Origin of the sequence: Yoonia litorea (assembly GCF_900114675.1) — a bacterium.
GTDB lineage: Bacteria > Pseudomonadota > Alphaproteobacteria > Rhodobacterales > Rhodobacteraceae > Yoonia > Yoonia litorea.
The window spans coordinates 400,936-418,864 of record NZ_FOZM01000002.1 but is presented as its reverse complement, the minus strand read 5'-3'; the positions used below and the strand labels follow the sequence as shown (position 1 = coordinate 418,864).

At 56.1% G+C, this 17,929-nt stretch carries 12 protein-coding genes; 8 read left to right on the top strand and 4 right to left on the bottom strand.

Annotated elements, in window-relative coordinates:
• Window positions 1–37 precede the first annotated feature (37 nt).
• Genes BM316_RS12170 through BM316_RS12155 form a run of 5 tightly spaced genes read left to right on the top strand, consistent with a single transcriptional unit; the run spans window position 38 to window position 8,397 of the window.
• On the top strand, window positions 38–2,038 hold the full coding sequence (locus BM316_RS12170) for a type I restriction-modification system subunit M (protein ID WP_090208869.1): 2,001 nt from the start codon (window positions 38–40) through the stop codon (window positions 2,036–2,038).
• Window positions 2,035–3,903: an ATP-dependent nuclease gene (locus tag BM316_RS12165; protein ID WP_090208867.1), complete on the top strand. Its 1,869-nt coding sequence runs from the start codon at window positions 2,035–2,037 to the stop codon at window positions 3,901–3,903. Before BM316_RS12170 ends, BM316_RS12165 begins: the two co-directional genes overlap by 4 nt.
• Entirely contained in the window at window positions 3,900–4,076 is a 177-nt protein-coding gene (locus tag BM316_RS16730; RefSeq protein WP_165606587.1) for a hypothetical protein, read from the top strand. Before BM316_RS12165 ends, BM316_RS16730 begins: the two co-directional genes overlap by 4 nt.
• Before the next feature lie 2 nt (window positions 4,077–4,078).
• Window positions 4,079–5,404 (top strand): restriction endonuclease subunit S domain-containing protein, encoded by a 1,326-nt coding sequence (locus BM316_RS12160; RefSeq protein ID WP_090208864.1) that lies wholly within the window; start codon window positions 4,079–4,081, stop codon window positions 5,402–5,404.
• On the top strand, window positions 5,401–8,397 hold the full coding sequence (locus BM316_RS12155) for a type I restriction endonuclease subunit R (RefSeq protein WP_090208862.1): 2,997 nt from the start codon (window positions 5,401–5,403) through the stop codon (window positions 8,395–8,397). Before BM316_RS12160 ends, BM316_RS12155 begins: the two co-directional genes overlap by 4 nt.
• 129 nt (window positions 8,398–8,526) lie before the next feature.
• Here BM316_RS12155 and BM316_RS12150 read toward each other — a convergent pair whose 3' ends face one another.
• Window positions 8,527–9,138: a TetR/AcrR family transcriptional regulator gene (locus BM316_RS12150; protein WP_242649892.1), complete on the bottom strand. Its 612-nt coding sequence runs from the start codon at window positions 9,136–9,138 to the stop codon at window positions 8,527–8,529.
• Between the two features lie 87 nt (window positions 9,139–9,225).
• On the opposite strand from BM316_RS12150, the gene BM316_RS12145 reads away from it, so the two are divergent.
• The 3 genes from BM316_RS12145 (at window position 9,226) to BM316_RS12135 (ending at window position 14,277) form a co-directional block, all read left to right on the top strand.
• Window positions 9,226–10,365 (top strand): efflux RND transporter periplasmic adaptor subunit, encoded by a 1,140-nt coding sequence (locus tag BM316_RS12145; RefSeq protein WP_090208856.1) that lies wholly within the window; start codon window positions 9,226–9,228, stop codon window positions 10,363–10,365.
• A 4-nt stretch (window positions 10,366–10,369) separates the two neighbouring features.
• Window positions 10,370–13,489: an efflux RND transporter permease subunit gene (locus tag BM316_RS12140; RefSeq protein ID WP_090208853.1), complete on the top strand. Its 3,120-nt coding sequence runs from the start codon at window positions 10,370–10,372 to the stop codon at window positions 13,487–13,489.
• Between the two features lie 89 nt (window positions 13,490–13,578).
• Window positions 13,579–14,277 (top strand): acylneuraminate cytidylyltransferase family protein, encoded by a 699-nt coding sequence (locus BM316_RS12135; RefSeq protein ID WP_090208851.1) that lies wholly within the window; start codon window positions 13,579–13,581, stop codon window positions 14,275–14,277.
• A gap of 11 nt (window positions 14,278–14,288) precedes the next feature.
• Here the strand turns inward: BM316_RS12135 and BM316_RS12130 are convergent, their stop codons facing one another.
• The 3 genes from BM316_RS12130 to neuC all read right to left on the bottom strand — a co-directional run bounded on the left by BM316_RS12130 (window position 14,289) and on the right by neuC (window position 17,899).
• A complete protein-coding gene (locus BM316_RS12130) occupies window positions 14,289–15,569 on the bottom strand; it encodes a 3-deoxy-D-manno-octulosonic acid transferase (RefSeq protein ID WP_090208848.1) in 1,281 nt (426 codons plus the stop codon).
• On the bottom strand, window positions 15,556–16,728 hold the full coding sequence (locus BM316_RS12125) for a 3-deoxy-D-manno-octulosonic acid transferase (protein ID WP_165606586.1): 1,173 nt from the start codon (window positions 16,726–16,728) through the stop codon (window positions 15,556–15,558). The genes BM316_RS12130 and BM316_RS12125 overlap by 14 nt, the downstream gene beginning before the upstream one ends.
• A 76-nt stretch (window positions 16,729–16,804) precedes the next feature.
• Window positions 16,805–17,899, bottom strand: coding sequence for a UDP-N-acetylglucosamine 2-epimerase (neuC, locus tag BM316_RS12120; protein WP_242649891.1), 1,095 nt, complete (start codon window positions 17,897–17,899; stop codon window positions 16,805–16,807).
• Window positions 17,900–17,929: the final 30 nt, after the last annotated feature.

The following is a 17,929-nucleotide window of genomic DNA, read 5'->3' as shown; positions in this document are numbered from 1 at the left end:
CGCATGAAAACTATGAGCCGAAACGAGATATGAAGTTGTGAACCATCAAGAAAAAACATCGTTTATCTGGTCTATCGCAGACCTGCTCCGGGGCGATTACAAGCAATCTGAATACGGGCGTGTCATATTGCCTTTCACCGTTCTCCGCCGTCTCGATTGTATTCAATCGATGACGAAGGATCAGGTTCTCAAACGTGCTAAGATGATACCGAACACTGCCGATCCTGAAATGAGGGAGCAGGCTTTGAAATCAGCCTCAGGTCACGGCTTTTTCAACACATCACCATTTGATTTCCCAAAGCTGCTTCAAGACGCAGATGGTCTCGCCGACAACTTGAAGGCATACGTGAACGCATTCTCGAATGACATCCGGGAAACGGTTGGCATTCACTTCAAGTTCTTCGACCAGGTGCAGAGGCTGGAGGATGCAGACCTTTTGTTCCGTATAGTTGAGCGGTTCGCAAATATCGACCTATCACCTGATCGCGTCAGTAACATGCAAATGGGATACGTGTTCGAAGAACTGATCCGGCGGTTTTCAGAGCAGTCGAACGAGACGGCAGGGGAGCACTTTACACCTCGTGAAGTCATCCGCCTGATGGTGGACCTATTGTTTACTGAGGATGGGGATGCACTGACCCAACCAGGGGTCATTAAGACGCTCTACGATCCGGCCTGTGGGACCGGGGGAATGCTGTCTGTCGCTGAAGACTACCTGCGTGATATGGCCCCGGACGCGAAGCTAATCGTGTTCGGCCAGGAACTGAACGGGGAGTCCTACGCGACCTGCAAGTCAGACATGCTGATCAAAGGTCAACGCGCCGAGAACATCGCCCAGGGCAATACCTTCACCACCGATGCACATGTGGGTCGCAGCTTCGACTACATGCTCTCCAACCCGCCGTTCGGGGTCGAGTGGAAGAAAGTCGAGAAGACCATTCGTGAAGAAGCGGACCGGGGTTTCTCTGGCCGCTTCGGGGCGGGCCTACCGAGGGTAAGCGACGGGTCGCTGCTCTTCCTCCAGCACATGATCTCAAAGTTCCACGACGATGCGTCGTCAAAGCTCGCTATCGTGCTAAACGGGTCACCTCTCTTCACGGGCGGGGCCGGGTCTGGGGAGTCTGAAATCCGGCGTTGGGTGATTGAGCAGGATTGGCTGGAAGCCATCGTCGCAATGCCGGACAATCTTTTCTACAACACTGGCATCAGCACCTACATCTGGATCGTCACCAACCGCAAGCCCGCTCGCCGCAAGGGCAAGGTGCAACTGATCGACGCCTCCGCCATGTGGACCAAGATGCGCCGCTCTCTGGGCGAAAAACGCAAAGAGATCGCAGAGGCTGACATCCACCGCATCGCCCAAATCTTCGGGGATATGGAAGTTTCGGACATTTCCAAAGTCTTCGACAACTCCGACTTCGGCTATAACCGGATTACCGTCGAACGCCCCCTGCGGCTGAACTTCGCCATCACTCCAGATCGCATCGCAGTCGTTGAGGCGGCAAAACCGTTCCAGAACCTGGCCACGTCCAAGAAGAAAGGCGCGGCAAAGGAGCAAGAGATCGTAGATGGAGAGCGACTTCAGGCCGATATCCTGTCCACGCTTCGGGGGATGGAAGCGGATGAGGTTTGGATCAACAGAGAGGCGTTCACAACCCATCTCAAGGCCGCGTTTAAGGCTACAGGGGTCAGCCTACCCGCCGCCACCTTCAAAGCCGTCCTGATGGGGCTGAGCGAGCGAGACCCAGATGCCGACATCTGCCGTGACCGGAACGGGAACCCAGAGCCCGATGCCGAACTTCGGGACAACGAGAACGTGCCACTGAAGGAAGACATTGACGCATATTTCGAACGCGAAGTTCTCCCCCACGTGCCAGACGCTTGGATCGACCATTCAAAGACGAAGGTTGGCTATGAGATTCCTTTCAATCGTCATTTCTATCGCTACGAGCCGCCGCGCTCACTGGCCGAGATCGACGCCGAATTGCAGGTACTCGGACGAGAGATTCAGGACCTGCTGAACGAAGTGATCACATGAGTCTCCGCATCACGAAAATCGACATTCGGAACTTCCGCTCGGTCCGGAACCTGTCGCTATCACCAAGCAAGCTCGCCGTCTTGGTGGGCAAGAACGACTCCGGTAAGTCCAATGTTCTCCGGGCACTCAATCTCTTCTTCAACGGCAAGACGATGCCCGCCGATGATCTCGAGTTCGATACTGACCACAACGTGTTCAACCAGCCGAACCGCCGCGCCAAGGAAATTTCGATCAAGCTGGAAATCGCAATGCCCGAATCCTACCGGGAGACCAATGGTGACTTTGTGGTATGGGAGCGTCGCTGGCGATCCGAGGGGCGGGTCTTCGATGAATATTCTGGACGCCGGAAGGTTGCGGGCCCTAGGGGTGGTGCCAGCCTAGAAACAGTAGACATTCCAGACCGATCCAACGTTCATGCCCTCCTTCGCAACATCAATTATGTCTATGTTCCTGCAATCAAAGACTTGGAATATTTCTCCGAACTTCGGGCCAGCATCTATGACATAATCGCTGAGGTTGCTGACCGAGAGTTCCGGAATTCAAGCCAAGACTTCGAGCAGTCGATCTCGGACCAGCTTCAAGACCTTACAACTCAGATTACGGCATCGCTGGGCTTTCGATCCCGGCTGGCTCTACCCAAGGACCTAAGCCACATTTTCGAGAGTCTCGATTTTCTCAGCGAAGGACAGGACATCTCGCTGGACTCTCGTGGTGACGGGATCAAGGCCCGCCACATCCCGTTGATCCTCAAGTTCATGGCTGACAAGAAACGGCGGCTCCAAGTCCGGGGCTCTGCACCGCACACATTCATCTGGGGATACGAAGAACCGGAGAACAATCTGGAACTTTCCAGTTGTGTGGAACTGGCCGACCAATTCTGGGGCTTCGTGGATAATGGTGTATCCCAGATTTTCCTGACCACTCATTCTCCGGTATTCTATAACCTGCACCGGAAGCAGGAAGAAGGTGGGGATCGGATCACATGCCATCACATCTTCAGGGAGGTGGACGCGGAAGGAACGAAGGAGGCGACCGAACTCGGTGACCTTGATGATAGGATGGGCACTACCGCTTTGTTCGCTCCGATGGTTACTGAGCTAGAGGATAGGGTCCGTCGCCAGGAACAGGCCCGGGCAGAAGTCGAGCAGCTAGCCCAGGCAAACCGGCGCAAGCTTTTTGTCGAGGGGCCGTCGGACAAGCTGATCGTTGATAAGGCACTTGCTGTGTTTGCCCCAGATCGTGTGGGCGAGATCGATGTAGAGACCCGAGAGAGTGCCGGGATCAACTACGTGATCGATATGCTTCGGTCATGGCGTAGCCGCGCAAAGCACCATCCAGAGCTCCCAAGAGCAGCAGGGTTGCTCGACCTCGATCCCGAAGCAAAGACCGCCTCCAAGCTGTGGAATGAAGTGCCAGACAACATCAAGTCTGCAAAGTGCTTCAAACTACCCACACCGCCCCACATTGTTCCGATTTTCCAAGCCGGTCTTCATATGCCAGTGGTGCTTGAGTGCTTATATGATCGGCAAGCTTGGGAATGGGCGGAAGGACGAGGACACTTGAAGCCCCGGCATCTACCTGGGGTCATTCCAGCCGAACTGAATCAACGCATCGTCGCTGGTGAAACCACCTTGGACGACAACCTTGATGATGATTGGGCGATCTTCGTCAAGCGGGAGTTTGAGCAGGGGGGCAAACGGCCCATGGCTCAACACTACGCCAACAAAGAAGATGACGATTTCCGAGGCCGCATGCCGTTCATGGAGAACCTGATCAACGAGATCGTTGGTTACTTGTTCCCAGAGCAAGAGCAACCTGCCGTAGCAGCAGACGATGCGCAGCCTGGCGATGGTGAGCACGCATGATCTTTGATCTCCCAATCTCTTCGCATCGTCTTCTCTGGTGCGACCGCCAATCCTCCGGCCTGCCATTCGCTCCCAAGGAGGCGTTCAAGAAGGCCGATCTGGATGAACGGCAGGACCTCTACACGCAGCTTGCCAATGAATGCTGGTCGCCCAAGCGTCTGATGGAGGTGTGAAGATGAACGCAGTATCACCCGCATTCCCTTGGGCAACTGTCGGCGGTCCAAATGGCTGGCAAAACCTCAATGCCCGAAGACTGTTCAAAGAAGTCGTTGTTCGGTCTCATGGTGATGAACCGTTGGCTTCGGCCACACAGGAACGGGGCATCGTTGCAAGAGATGATTTGGATATTCAGGTCTGGAACCCAGAGTCAGACACTTCGAATTACAAACGTATTGAGCCAGGTCAGTTTGTGATCAGCCTGCGTTCTTTCCAAGGAGGGTTCGAGATCAGTCGAATAACCGGAATCCTAAGCCCCGCTTACACAACTCTTCACCCATTGCGTCCTGACCTGAACGAGTTCTACCGCTGGTTCTTTAAGTCGGTTCCTTTCATAAGCGCCGTGAACTCGGTCGCGTCTGGCATCCGGCAAGGTAAGGCGATCAAGTTCGAGGACTTTGCCAGTCTATCTCTGCCCGTTCCACCATCGAAAGATGCAGGGATTATCTCGGCATATCTGGATCGGGAGACGGGGCGGATTGATGCGTTGGTGGAACGGTTGGAGCGGCTCATCGCGCTGCTGACCGAGAAGCGTCAGGCCGTCATCTCCGAGGCCGTCACCAAGGGCCTCAACCCCGACGCCCCGATGAAAGACAGCGGCATCGACTGGCTCGGCGAGGTTCCGGCTCATTGGGAGGTGAAGCGGCTCAAGCACATCGTCGTCCCAAAGGGTGTGCAAATTGGACCTTTCGGACAATTCCTTAGAGAACATACCGTCGATGCTTCGACGACAAAACTTATCGGTCAGGAGAACGTCCTCTCCAACGATTTTGCGAAAGGCGACCGCTGGATCAACGATGATCAGTATGAAGGAGTGCCGCGATATTGGGTTGTTGAAGGTGATATCTTATTCACCCGAAAGGGCAGCATCGGAAAATGCAGCGTAGTCCCGCCGATGATGGGTCGTGCCATCATCGACTCTGACACAATAAGAGTGCGTCTTGATGAAACCATTGCAGCGACAGCGTTTGTGAGACTGGCGCTGACACAGAGCACTATGTCCGAGGTTCAGACCCGATTGAACGCACGTGGTGCTATTCTGAGCGGTGTAAACTCGGAGACTTTAGGAAACATGGTCTTGTGCCTGCCACCGTTGGCAGAGCAAGTCGATCTGATGACCGAACTAAACTCTCAGCTTCAGGAGTTCGCTTCGGCCATCGGGCGTGTAGAGAAGATGATCACAGCTTCAAAGGAACGCCGCTCCGCCCTGATCTCCGCAGCCGTCACAGGGCAAATCCCCGTCGCCGAGATGATCCCCGACACTCAGCCGGAGGACGCGGCATGAACATCCATACCGAACGCACATTCCAGGACATCATCAAGGCCAGCCTCTGCGCGAAAGGAGGCTACACTGAAGGCGACCGCACCACCTTCAACGCCGAACGCGGTCTCTTCCCGCCCTCGATCTTCCAGTTCATCCAGGCCACCCAGCCCGACACCTGGGACGCCCTGCAACGCGCCTATGGCCCCAAGGTCGAGGCCCGTGTCCTCGAACGGATCATGGAGACCAAGGCCAAGGACGGAACGCTGCATCTGCTCCGCCAGGGCTTCCGCGATGTGACCGTGGGCCAGGTCAAGCTGGCTTACTTCCAGCCCAACACCGGCCTGAATCCAGACACCGCCGCACGCTACGCCGCCAACATCCTCGAAGTAACTGATGAAGTGCACCAGTCCACTCGTGACACCGCCGACCGTCTGGACCTCGTGCTGTCCCTCAACGGCATCCCCGTTGCCACGGCGGAGTTGAAGAACAGTTTCACGGGACAGACCGTCGAGAACGCGGTGAAGCAGTACAAGTTCGACCGATCTCCGAAGGATGCCGTGCTGGCCTTCAAGTCCGGTGCCCTGGTGCATTTCGCCGTGGATGCATCAGACGTGTTCATGACGACCAAACTGGCAGGCAAGGCCACTTTCTTCCTGCCGTTCAACCGTGGTCGCGATGGTGGGGCGGGCAACCCCGATCACCCCTCCGGCCACCGCACCGCCTATCTGTGGGAGGATGTCTGGGCCAAAGATCGGTGGCTCGACATCATTCAGCGGTTCATGTTCCTCGACCGAAAGGAAGAGAAGGACGACAAGGGCAAGCTGAAGGTCAAAGAGACGATGATCTTCCCCCGCTATCACCAGCTTGATGCAGTAACTGCACTAATCGCCGACGCACGGGCGCAAGGGGCGGGCCAGAACTACCTGATCCAGCATTCGGCGGGTTCGGGGAAGTCCAACTCCATCGCGTGGCTGTCGCACCGTCTGGCGGGCCTGCACGACGCTCAGGACAAACGGGTCTTTGACAGTGTGATCGTGATCACCGACCGCCGTGTGCTGGACGCCCAATTGCAGGAGACGGTGTTCGGCATCGACCACAAGTCCGGCCAGGTGGAACGGATCGATCCAGCAAAGGGATCGAAATCACCCCAGCTTGCCAAGGCGCTGAACGAGGGAAAGCAGATCATCGTCTGCACCCTCCAGAGCTTCTCCGCCGTTTATGGCAGTGATGCTCACGATGTGCTCGACCAATCTGGCAAACGCTTTGCTGTGATTGTGGACGAAGCCCACGGCAGTCAGCACGGCAGCGCCGCAGAAGATGTGCGCAAGGTGCTTGGGTCAGAGGGCAAGGAAGCTGTTGAACTGGCCGACGGCGATGTGGACCCGCTGATCGTCAACGCGATACGGCAGAAGGGTAGGCAGCCCAACCTCAGCTTCTTCGCCTTCACGGCCACGCCCAAAAAGCGGACGGTCGAGACGTTCGGCCACTATCCTCCGGGAGCGAACGAACCAGCCCCATTCCACATTTACTCGATGCGTCAAGCTATCGAGGAAGGTTTTATACATGATGTGCTGAAGGGCTACACGACCTACAAGGCGTTCTACCGCCTTGAGAAGACCATTGAAGACGATCCGGAGCTAGAAAAGAAGAAGGCTCAGAAGGCCATCGCCCGGTTCATGTCATTGCACCCGCATAACCTTGCACAGAAGACTGAGGTGATGGTGGAACACTACCGCACCCATGTCCGTCACAGGTTGGGCGGACGTGCCAAAGCGATGGTTGTGACATCCAGCCGCCTTCATGCTGTCCGCTACCACCAGGCGTTCCAGAAATACATCAACGCGAAAGGGTATGATCTTGGAGTCCTCGTCGCATTCTCAGGCTCTGTGCCGGACCCAGATATTCCCGGGCAGGAGTATACAGAACCAGGTATGAACGGGATCAAAGAAACCGAATTGCCAGAGAAGTTTGGTAAAGCAGATCAGCACTTCCTGATCGTCGCAGAGAAGTATCAGACGGGCTTCGATCAGCCGCTTCTGCATACGATGTATGTGGACAAAAGGCTGCAAGACCTGGCAGCGGTTCAGACGCTTTCCCGCCTCAACCGGACAACATCAGGGAAGGACGACACCTTCGTCCTCGACTTCGTAAACGAAGCGGACGAGATCAAGGAAGCCTTCAAGCCGTATTTCGAGACTGCCGAGATTGATGAACCAACCGATCCCAACCAGATTTATGTTCTGCATTCTACGCTGGTAAACACGCAGGTGTTTTGGGCGCAGGAACTCGATGCCTTCGCACAGGCATTCTACGATCCCAAGCGGAGGCCGAGTGACCAGGGCAAGCTCTACGCCGCCACAGACCCGGCTGTGGAACGCTTCAGCGCCAAGTTGGATGAAGATGAGCAAGAGACCTTCAGAAAGACCCTAACGCAATTCCTGAGGCTCTACGCTGCTATTACGCAGATGGTTCGGCTCGAAGACATCGAACTGGAGAAGCTTTATACATTCGGTCGTCTGTTGAGAGCCCGTTTGCCAAGGAGGGAGGGCGGTGGTGCCCTTGCAATCGATGGCGATGTTGGCTTGGAATACTATCGCCTAAAGAAGACCAGCGAAGGAGATGCGTCACTGGTTCAGGGTGACGCGGTGCCTTTGTCAGGAACGACGAGCGTCGGGACCAGCACGGCGGGTGACCCAGAAGTAGCGCATTTGTCCGAAATTCTTGGCCAGGTAAATGACCGCTTCAATTTTGACTTCACGGATGCAGACAAGCTGGCTGTGGATCAGTGGGCCGCTGATATGATGGCTGATGCCTCGGTCGTCGCCCAGGCACGCTCTAATAGCTATGAGAACTTTACTATGGCCAATGCTGATGCCGTGATGGACAAGGCGTTTGCAAGGAATGAGCGAAACCCTGAAGTCTTGGCAAAACTGCTCGGTAATGCGGAGGCATGGGCGATGGTGCGGGATGCGGTGCTCAAAGCTGTCTATGACAGTGCTCAGCATCGCCACTAAGAAAGTAGCAGGTGCCCCGTTAGGGTATCGGCTAGCGAACCAAGACATGCCTGGCTCCCGCAAACCTTCGGGATTGTCGTTCAATTTCAAGAAGGCTGGACACCCTGCCGGGGTCGCCATTCGGATCCTTCAGTGCGTCATGACCCGCTGGCCAATATCATTCAGCATCGCATCAAGATCGAACGACAACTCAAGTTCGCCTAGCTTACCATCGATCAGGAGAAACGACATTCCGTGAACAAAGCTCCAGAGCTGGAATGCGCGTTTTTCGTCAATATCTTCGACGATCTCACTCCCCCGGTAAGCCGCAACTTCGGATTTGACCAAATCGTAAGTCGCCTCGCCCTTTTCGACCAGCGCATCATCCTGTCCATGGTCTGAGGAGAGCCCGAACATCAATCGAAAAACCGCAGGCTCGCGCTGTGCGAAGGTCACGTAAACCCGACCGAGTGCCGTAATGCGTGCGAGGCTCTGCCGTGGCAGCGGGGCAAGTGCCTCAATCATCTGGTTTTTCTGGCGCACCATTCCTGCATCAGCCACTGCACGCAGCAGCGCATCCTTGTCCTTGAAGTGCTTGTAGGGTGCTGCAGTCGAGACACCCGCAAGCCGGCTTGCTTCAGAGACAGAGAGATGTTCGGGGCCCTTTTGCTCTACCAGTTGGCGGGTCGCCTCAATCAATTGCGCACGCAAGTCACCGTGGTGGTAGCGCCCGGATTTGGTGTTTTCTTCGCGGTTATTCATGATCCGATAAGTTTCAGACTTCGTAAGACTTGTCAAAGTAAGAGGTACTAACATATGTTAGAGTCTCTAACATTTAGGGAGTCCTCCATGTCTGACGAACAGTCCTTTAATCTATTCCGCCGCGGCCTCCGCGCTTTTCTTCGGGCTGGTGCTACCCTCTTTGTCACAGCAATCGCGATGGGTCTGGTGCTCTGGGGGTCAAACACGTTGGCCCAACGCGCTGAAGCCGACACAATCACATCCATTGCCGAACCATTGCCCGTTCAGGTGCGGCCGATCGAAATGCGGCGTGGCTTTACGCTATCTCGGCAGTTTGTTGGACAAGTTGAAGCCTCCAAAAACGTCACATTGTCATTTGAACGCAGCGGTCAACTTGAGGCGATACTTGTCGTGGAGGGACAGCGTGTGTTTGAGGGCGATGTTCTCGCGCGGCTCGACACAGCCTTGCTAGAGGCAGAACAGCAACGGCTGGAGGCGTCGCAAGCTGCGACACGGGCGCAAGCAGATTTTGCCGAAAGCCGTCTGACACGCGCCGTGGCGCTACAGTCAGACGGATTTGCCAGCACTGAAGCTGTCGATCAGGCCCGCGCAAACCGTGACGAACTTATCGCGAGATTAGATGAAATAGCGGCGGCCCTTCATTCCGTTCAGATCAATCTGGAGAAATCCGAGATCACGGCCGCCTTCGACGGACGTATCGGCCTCACCAATGTTGATGGTCAGGAGGCGCTCGCTGCCGGCTCACCTGTTCTGACGTTGGTCCAGACAGACGCACCTGAAATTCGGGTGGGTCTGCCGCTGTCGGTCACAGAGCAGATGCTGCAAAGCGCAACGGTCCGTATCAGAGGTGATGAATTCGTCGCAGAGTTGCTCCAAATTCGGCCCGACATTGATCCGGTGACGCGCACGCGCACGGCGATCTTCGCTCTGCAGACTGATCAACCGATTGTAGTTGGCGAGACGGCAACACTGATCCTTGATCAGGCTGTCGCTGCAACTGGCACATGGGTGCCGCTTGATGCTCTGCAGGAGGGCCAGGGTGGTGCATGGTCGATCCTGACTGTTGACGACGAGATCGTCAGACACGCTCTTGTCGAAGTCCTGCATACCGAGCCTTCTCGCGCATTCGTTCGCGGCACCTTTGCAGCGGATGCCTTGCTTATAGAAACCGGAGCACACCGTGTCGTGCCGGGTCAACGCGTCCGCGTCCTCCAGTCACAGGGATAATCCGATGTTTGGCCTCACATACCGCCAGCCACGTCTGGTCGCGCTCATTCTCCTTGTTCTGATCTCTGCCGGATTTTCATCATTTTTGTCGATTGGCCGGCAAGAAGATCCAACCATTACCAATCTTTTTGCAACAGTCACGACGAGCTTCGCTGGCGCAGACCCCGCGAGGGTCGAGGCATTGGTCACAAGTGAGATTGAAGAGGAACTGCGCGAGATCGCCGAGGTCGACACGATCTCGTCGGTTTCGCGGACAGGCGTGTCTGTCGTCTCAATCGAACTCATTGAGACGCTTGATGAGGTTACAATCGAGCAAGTCTGGTCAGAAGCCCGCGATGCCATCGAAGATGCAAGGCGCGCATTCCCGGAAGGTGTGCAGCCACCGGATTTCAATGCCGAAGGGATTTCGGCGTATTCAGCCGTTATCGCTGTTTCTGCAGATCATGACGCTGTGCCTCTCACGCTTTTGGATGCCCATGCTGATACACTTGCTGATCGTCTGCGATCTATTCCCCAGACAAGGGCTGTTGATCTGTTCGGCGTACCCGAAGAAGAAATAACAGTCGAAATCAATCCGGCTGCTGCCGCGTCACTCGGTCTGAGCGTCGCCGAAATCGCGCAACGAATTGCATCTGCCGATGGCAAGGTTCAGGCAGGTGAACTGAGCGGGCAAACATCTGACCTCACCATCAATATCTCTGGCGAGATCACGTCGCTCGAACGGGTGGCGCAGATCATCCTGCGCGAAGAAGATCAAAGCGCCACGGTTACGGTCGGTGACATCGCGACGGTCGAACGCGGGCCGCGGGCACCGAGCGATGAACTTGCATATGCAAACGGACGCCCGGCTGTTCTGGTTGCCGTCTTGGCACAAGACGGCGTGCAGATTGATCGCTGGATGGGGTTTGTGCGCGACGAATTGCAGGCGGGCGCAGTGACAGTGCCGCAAGGCCTGAGCGAAGTCCTGCTTTTTGACCAAAGCACCTACACTGCTGAACGCCTCACCGAGGTTGGGACCAACATGGCAATCGGTGTCGGTTTGGTCGTGCTTGTCCTGCTCGTCACTTTGGGATTACGCGCTGCCGCAATCGTCGCACTGGTCCTGCCGGTTGTCTCGCTTGCGACACTGGCAACGATGAACATGATTGGTCTGCCGATCCACCAGATGTCGGTGACAGGATTGATCGTTGCTCTGGGTTTGTTGGTCGACGCGGCAATCGTGATGGTCGATGAAGTCCGCCAAAGGCTTGCGCGCGGTATGCAGCGCGAGGACGCTGTGAGCGATGCAGTCAAAAGACTTGCCGCACCCCTTCTGGCTTCGACCGTTACAACCGCATTGTCGTTCACTCCGATGATATTGCTGCCGGGGGCCGCGGGCGATTTCGTCGGTGCGATCGCGATAGCAGTGGTTGTGATGCTGATCTGGTCTTTGCTGATAGCACTGACAGTGACCCCTGCTTTTGCAGGCTGGTTTATTCATCCGCAGGGACAAGGCGGTCTGCATATTCCCGCTGTCGGCCGTCTTTTCGCCAGATCCATCCAATGGTCTGTCAACAATCCCTTGCGGTCTATTGCCTTGGCACTTGTTCTCCCATTGACCGGATTCCTCGCCTTCCCGACACTAAAGGCGCAGTTTTTCCCGGGTGTAGAACGCGACCAGTTTTACATCGAGGTCGAGATGCCAGCAGGCTCTTCAATCCTTGAAACATCCGCGTTGGCCCGTGCGATGGACGCAGACCTCGCGGCATTGGACGGTATTGATCAGGTCTACTGGTCGGTCGGGCAATCAGGACCAGCCTTTTACTACAATATTACCGGTGGCCGTTCGGAAGATCCGTCTTACGCCGTTGCAATGGTGAAGACCCGAACAGCCGAGGACGCTGCTGCCTTGACAGAGACGCTCCAAGCGACGTTTGACGCGAAATATCCCCAAGCAAGCATCATTGTCAGGGCGCTTGTGCAGGGGCCGCCTGTCGCAGCCCCCGTCGAAGTGCGGCTTGTCGGACCAGATCTCGACGTGCTGCGCGACTATGGTGATCGTGCACGATCACTGATTGCCGACGTTCCGATTGTCACGCAAGTCCGGACACAGGTTTCAGGTGGTGCTCCACAGGTGCGCTTCGAAATCGATGAAACAGCGGCCAGACTCTTGGGGATGGATGTCACTGATATCGCCCAACAGCTTGATCATGCCATGGTCGGGCTGATCGGCGGCAGTCTTGTTGAAGGCACCGACCAACTTCCTGTCAGAGTCCGGTTCGATCAATCTGCCTACACCGATCTAGCATCGCTTTCCGATCTACCTGTTCTGCTGCCCAATGCCGCAATGGTCTCGGCTACCGGTGCATTCCCGGCGGTACCACTCTCTGAGCTGGCTGTGCCGGTCCTTGAGCCATCGGCAAGTGTCATCAACAGGCGAAACGGTGAGCGTGTGAACACGGTACAGGCCTTCATCGTGCCAGACGTTCTGCCTGAAGAGGCACTGCAATCCGTGCTTGCCGCGTTCGAAAGCGCTGAGTTCACTTTGCCACCGGGATACCGGATCGAATTGGGTGGCGATAGCGATGCAAGGTCAAGCACCGTCGGCAATCTACTCGCATCAATCGGGCTGATCGTAACACTAACGATTGCCACGATTGCGCTTACCTTCAATTCATTCCGCCTGACTGCCATTGCGCTTGTGGTCTGCGTGCTGTCTGCCGGACTGTCGATGTTGTCGCTTGCGGTGATGCAGTTTCCTTTCGGGATCAACGCAATCATTGGTGTTATTGGATCAATCGGTGTGTCGATCAATGCCGCAATCATTATCCTGACTGGCCTTAAAGCGGACCCTGACGCCGTGGCGGGCGACACACAGGCCATGGCCGATGTCGTCAGCCGGTCAAGCCGTCACATCGTCTCGACCACGATCACGACGTTTGGTGGGTTCCTGCCTCTTATCTTGGGTGGTGGAGGTTTCTGGCCGCCCTTCGCGGTCGCCATCGCAGGAGGGGTGCTTTTGTCAGCGGTTGTGTCTTTCTACTTTACGCCACCGATGTTTCGATTGCTCTACGCGCCGCGTCGCAAGGCACTTGAAATGCGGGAAGCGCCACCGGAACCTGCGCTCAGGCTCGCAGCGGAGTAACCGGCACCTTGGAAAGCAGGATGGCGACCCAGCTTTGAACCATGTAAGACCTGCTCTAGCCAGTCATGGGGCCTGAACAGGAGTAAGAGATGATCTTGGGACATATCGGCGTGCGAAAAGGCTCTAAAGGTGTGCCGCGCAAGAACTTCCGATCACTGCTGGGGCGCCCGCTTCTTGACTGGTCTCTCGATATTTTGCTGGCCCATCCCCGCATCGATGCAGTCGTCGTCTCAACCGACGATCAGGAAATGTACGATCACGCAATCGCCAAAGGAACCTTGCCAATCGGATTGCGCCCGGACCATCTGGCGACCGACCGCGCTGCCAAATGGCCGGTCTGGCAACATGCCCACGAGGCATCGGCCGAGCTACTTGGCGAGGCCCAGACCGCGTTCGTTGATCTCGATGTGACCTGTCCTCTGCGCGAACCTGCAGATGTTGATCGCGCGCTGGATCTCTTCTTCGCAGAGCATCCGGACATGGTGATGTCATGCACAGAGGCGCGGAAGAACCCTTATTTCAATTTGGTAGAGCCCGACGAAACCGGGGCATTGCACGTCTCGAAACCGCTCCCTGACGGGGTGGTGGCGCGCCAACAGGCTCCTATTGTCTACGAACACGTGGGCGGCGTCTATGTTGTGTCACCGTCTTATCTGCGCACAGCCACGAGCCTTTATGACGGCAGAGTGATTCCCTACATCATGCCGCCAGAGCGATCCCTTGATATCGACAGCGAGTTTGACTGGACTGTTGTCGAAGCCCTGCTGAAGCATCGGCAATCAAGCTGACAAGCTGCTGGTTAAACGCTGATGCCAAATGCCCTTAGCGCAGCAAGGGTCTTGGCCACGCTCCCACCGTGGGACGCCAGAAACGCCGAGATATCCCCCTGTGGCAGGGGCTCTGTCAGGGCAGCAGGCAAGTTCGACGCGCTGACCTGTCTGGCGACCTTCGCGTCGAGCGCCTCTTCGGCGGGGTAGGTAATTGTCCAGATTTCCGGTCCGACGATGACAGGTTTGGACAAAGCCAAGGGTTCGATGATGTTATGCGATCCTTTAGGAACAAACCCGCCACCGATCACTGCCATGTCGCATAGCGCGAGATAGAAGTACATCTCGCCCATACTGTCACCCAGAAGCACATCCCAATCTGTCGGCATTGCTCCGATCGGGGTAAGGTCAGCATCCAGTGTTTCAGAACGCCTGATGAAGTTCAGACCCGCCGCTTCAAGCATTTGGGCAGTCTCGCCAAAACGCTCCGGCGCACGCGGCACATAGATGGCGCGCACACCGGACTCTTTGATTGCAGCAATAAACGTCTTGTCTTCGCCCTCAACAACGCTGGTGAATGCAACGATGGGGCGGGCGTCCAGTGGCCCGCGCAAAGTCAGGGCCGCACCAACTTGATCTTCATTGATCGGCATTTCGAAGCGCATTTCGCCGGTAACAGCAACATTCGATTGGCCCAGTGATCGAAATCGGTCGGCCTGCATCGTGTTCTTGACCATCACTCCTGCAAAGCCAGACACTAGATCACGCCGCGAGATGATCTTTCCGGCATCTTTTTCGAAACTGCGTGTCGGGTACTGCCCGTTGCAAAGAAACAGCGGGACCGACTGCGCCGCACAGGCCGCTATCATGCCCGGCCAGATTTCCACCTCCATGACCAAGCCGAATTTTGGTCTGAAAGCATCAAAGAACCTGCGATAGGCACGCGGATAGTCGAATGGCATCCAAACCGGCACAAGCTGACCACGTTGCACTTCCTCGGCAAACAGCCGTTGCGCGGCGCGGCGACCGGCTGGTGTTATATGTGTTGTGACAATGTAGTTGCCGTCATTGAGCAAGCTGCGGATAAGCGGTTCTGCAGATTTCAACTCACCAAAGCTCACCGCATGCACCCAGATGTGCACGTTCTGACGCGCTTGATGAACTCCGAACCTTTCGCGGACATTCTTAAAATAGTCTGGGTCTTTGCGCCCACGAAACCAGAGGTAGGCAAGGACGATGGGTAAACCAAGAAACCAGACAGCGCGCCAGACCCAAAGAAAAGCGCCCACTTTGGGGCGATCAAACGGTTTCATCGATCAGACCTTCCAAGCGCGCAAAGAGCGGCAACAGTTCTGCGGCGCGTTCCATGGCGCATGACTCTGCTTTGGCCCCCATGACGCCTAATTGGCGACTGGCCAAGAGGTCAGCAAGCTCAGTGGCTTCCGATACTTGCATCGCGCCACCGCATTTCTGGAGGGCGGCATAGTCGGGCGCAAAGTTCGCGAACTTGGGTCCATGAAAGACACCCCGGCCCAATCGCGCCGGTTCCCAAGGGTTGTGGCCTTCGACATCGCTGAATGTGCCACCCATCATGACAGCATCTGCCAATCGATACCAAAGCCCCAGTTTGCCGAAACCGTTTTCAACGTGAACGGCATTGCCCAGAGCTGCGGCAGCAGCCGCTACATCGGACGCACGATCAGGGAACCGAGGTACGATCACCAGAATTGCGTCTGGTTGTGTCTTGAGCAACTCTTCGTGCGCTGCCAATGCGACTGTTTCGTCTGCCAGGTGGCTTGATCCAAGCACCCAGATGAAACGACCTTTCTTCAATTCACCGCGAACCGCTTCATACTCAACCTGGTCAAAGGGCAACGGTGGCGCTGCGGGTTTGAGAGATCCATCGACTGTGACGTCAATTGAACCAAGCTGCCGGAGGTGCCGTGCTGTCACCTCATCTTGCGCCGATACAAACCGCAGGCGCGAAAGTGCTGCTCGAAACAGCCATTTTACCCGCCTACGGCTTTCGAAACTCTTCCGGTCCATCCGCGCGTTGATCAAGACTTGGGGCAACCCGCGCGAATGCGCCTCAAAGACAAATCCGGGCCAGATCTCTTGTTCAGCCCAAATCACGAGATCAGGCCGCCAATGATCGAGAAATCGTTTTACAAAGGTTGGGCTATCGAGAGGCAATAGCTGGTGCTGCGTACGCTTGGGCAGCTCTTGCGTGAAGACTTCGGCTGATCCGCGCGATGTGGACGTCACCAGAAAATATGCATCTGTTGTTTTGGACAAATGCGCGATGACGCTTCTGAGTGCCATCACCTCACCAAGACCGACGGCGTGCAACCAGATAAGCGCGCCGCTTGGACGTGTCGATGACGGTTCGGCAAGCTTCTCGCGCCAACGATCAGAAGAGTCCTTGCCGCGTGCAACACGTCGCTTGAGATACGCCGGGAGCAGCGGTCGCAAGGTGGTCGTCAATGCACGATAGCCTTGAACTGCCACCCAATCCCCCAAACCAATGGAAGGCGATGGGGGCATCGTCCTAGGCATCCTGAAATGTCTTCTGCATTCCACCTTGCCAGAATGAGGGTTCACGCAAGACGCTTACGAACCCTTGCGCCGCGTCACCTTTGCCGAAACCTGCATCACGCTCGTATCTTTTCAGCCATTCGCTTTCGATGAAGGCTTCGATCGTCTGTCTGTCGCTCGCCAGAACAGATGTGATGGATGGGCTTTTGCCCCGCTTTGTCTGTCGTGTCCCGACATCAAGCGACGGAACCCCGAGAAAAGGGGCTTCGCGCACGCCCATCGACGAATTCCCAACAATACAGGCCGCATTGCGCATCAATTCAGAGAAATGTGCAAACCGCATGGATGGGATCACGCGGAAATGAGATGCGGGCAGCCCTTCGATGACATGCAAGATCGCCTCGGAGCCGGGATCATTGTTCGGAAGAATGGTGACAAAATGCTTCCCGGATGACTGAAGTGCGCCAAAAAGCATTTCTGCCTGACGACCCATGTCTGAAGCCTCAGAGGTCACGGGGTGAAAGATCACAATGCCGAAGTCTTCGAACGGGATGTCATAGCGCGATTTGACCTCAGACAGTGGAACGCCTGATGACCGCGCATGAAAATCCAACTCCGGAGAGCCAATGACATGGATTGATCCTGCATCCTCCCCCAAGGCACGCAAGCGCGTCGCGGCGTCCTCTGACGACACGAAATGTGCGTACGACAGCTTTGAATTGCAGTGCCGGAATACCTCATCAATCGTGCCAGAGACTTCACCCCCCTCGACGTGTGCACAACGGATGTAATTGGTCGCGCACACCAAGGCACATGCCAGCGCTTCCACCCGATCTCCGTGGACAATCACCAGATCAGGCTGCGCCTCCGCAATGTAGTCGGAAAAACCGACAACTGTTTTCGCCAAAACGATATCCTGTGGATCGCCCTCGCGCTGGTTGAGGAATTCATGCACCGGTGCCCCGAAACGCAGGACCTCCAGCTTCGTCATCCCGTAGCGGTCCATCATGTGCATCCCGGTCACAAAGAAGCTGACAGCAAAGCCCGCGTCTTTCGCGGCGCGCGCCAGCGGCTCCAACTTGCCGTAGTCGGCACGCGTACCTGTCACGAATAACAAGGATTTGGACAAGTCTGCCCC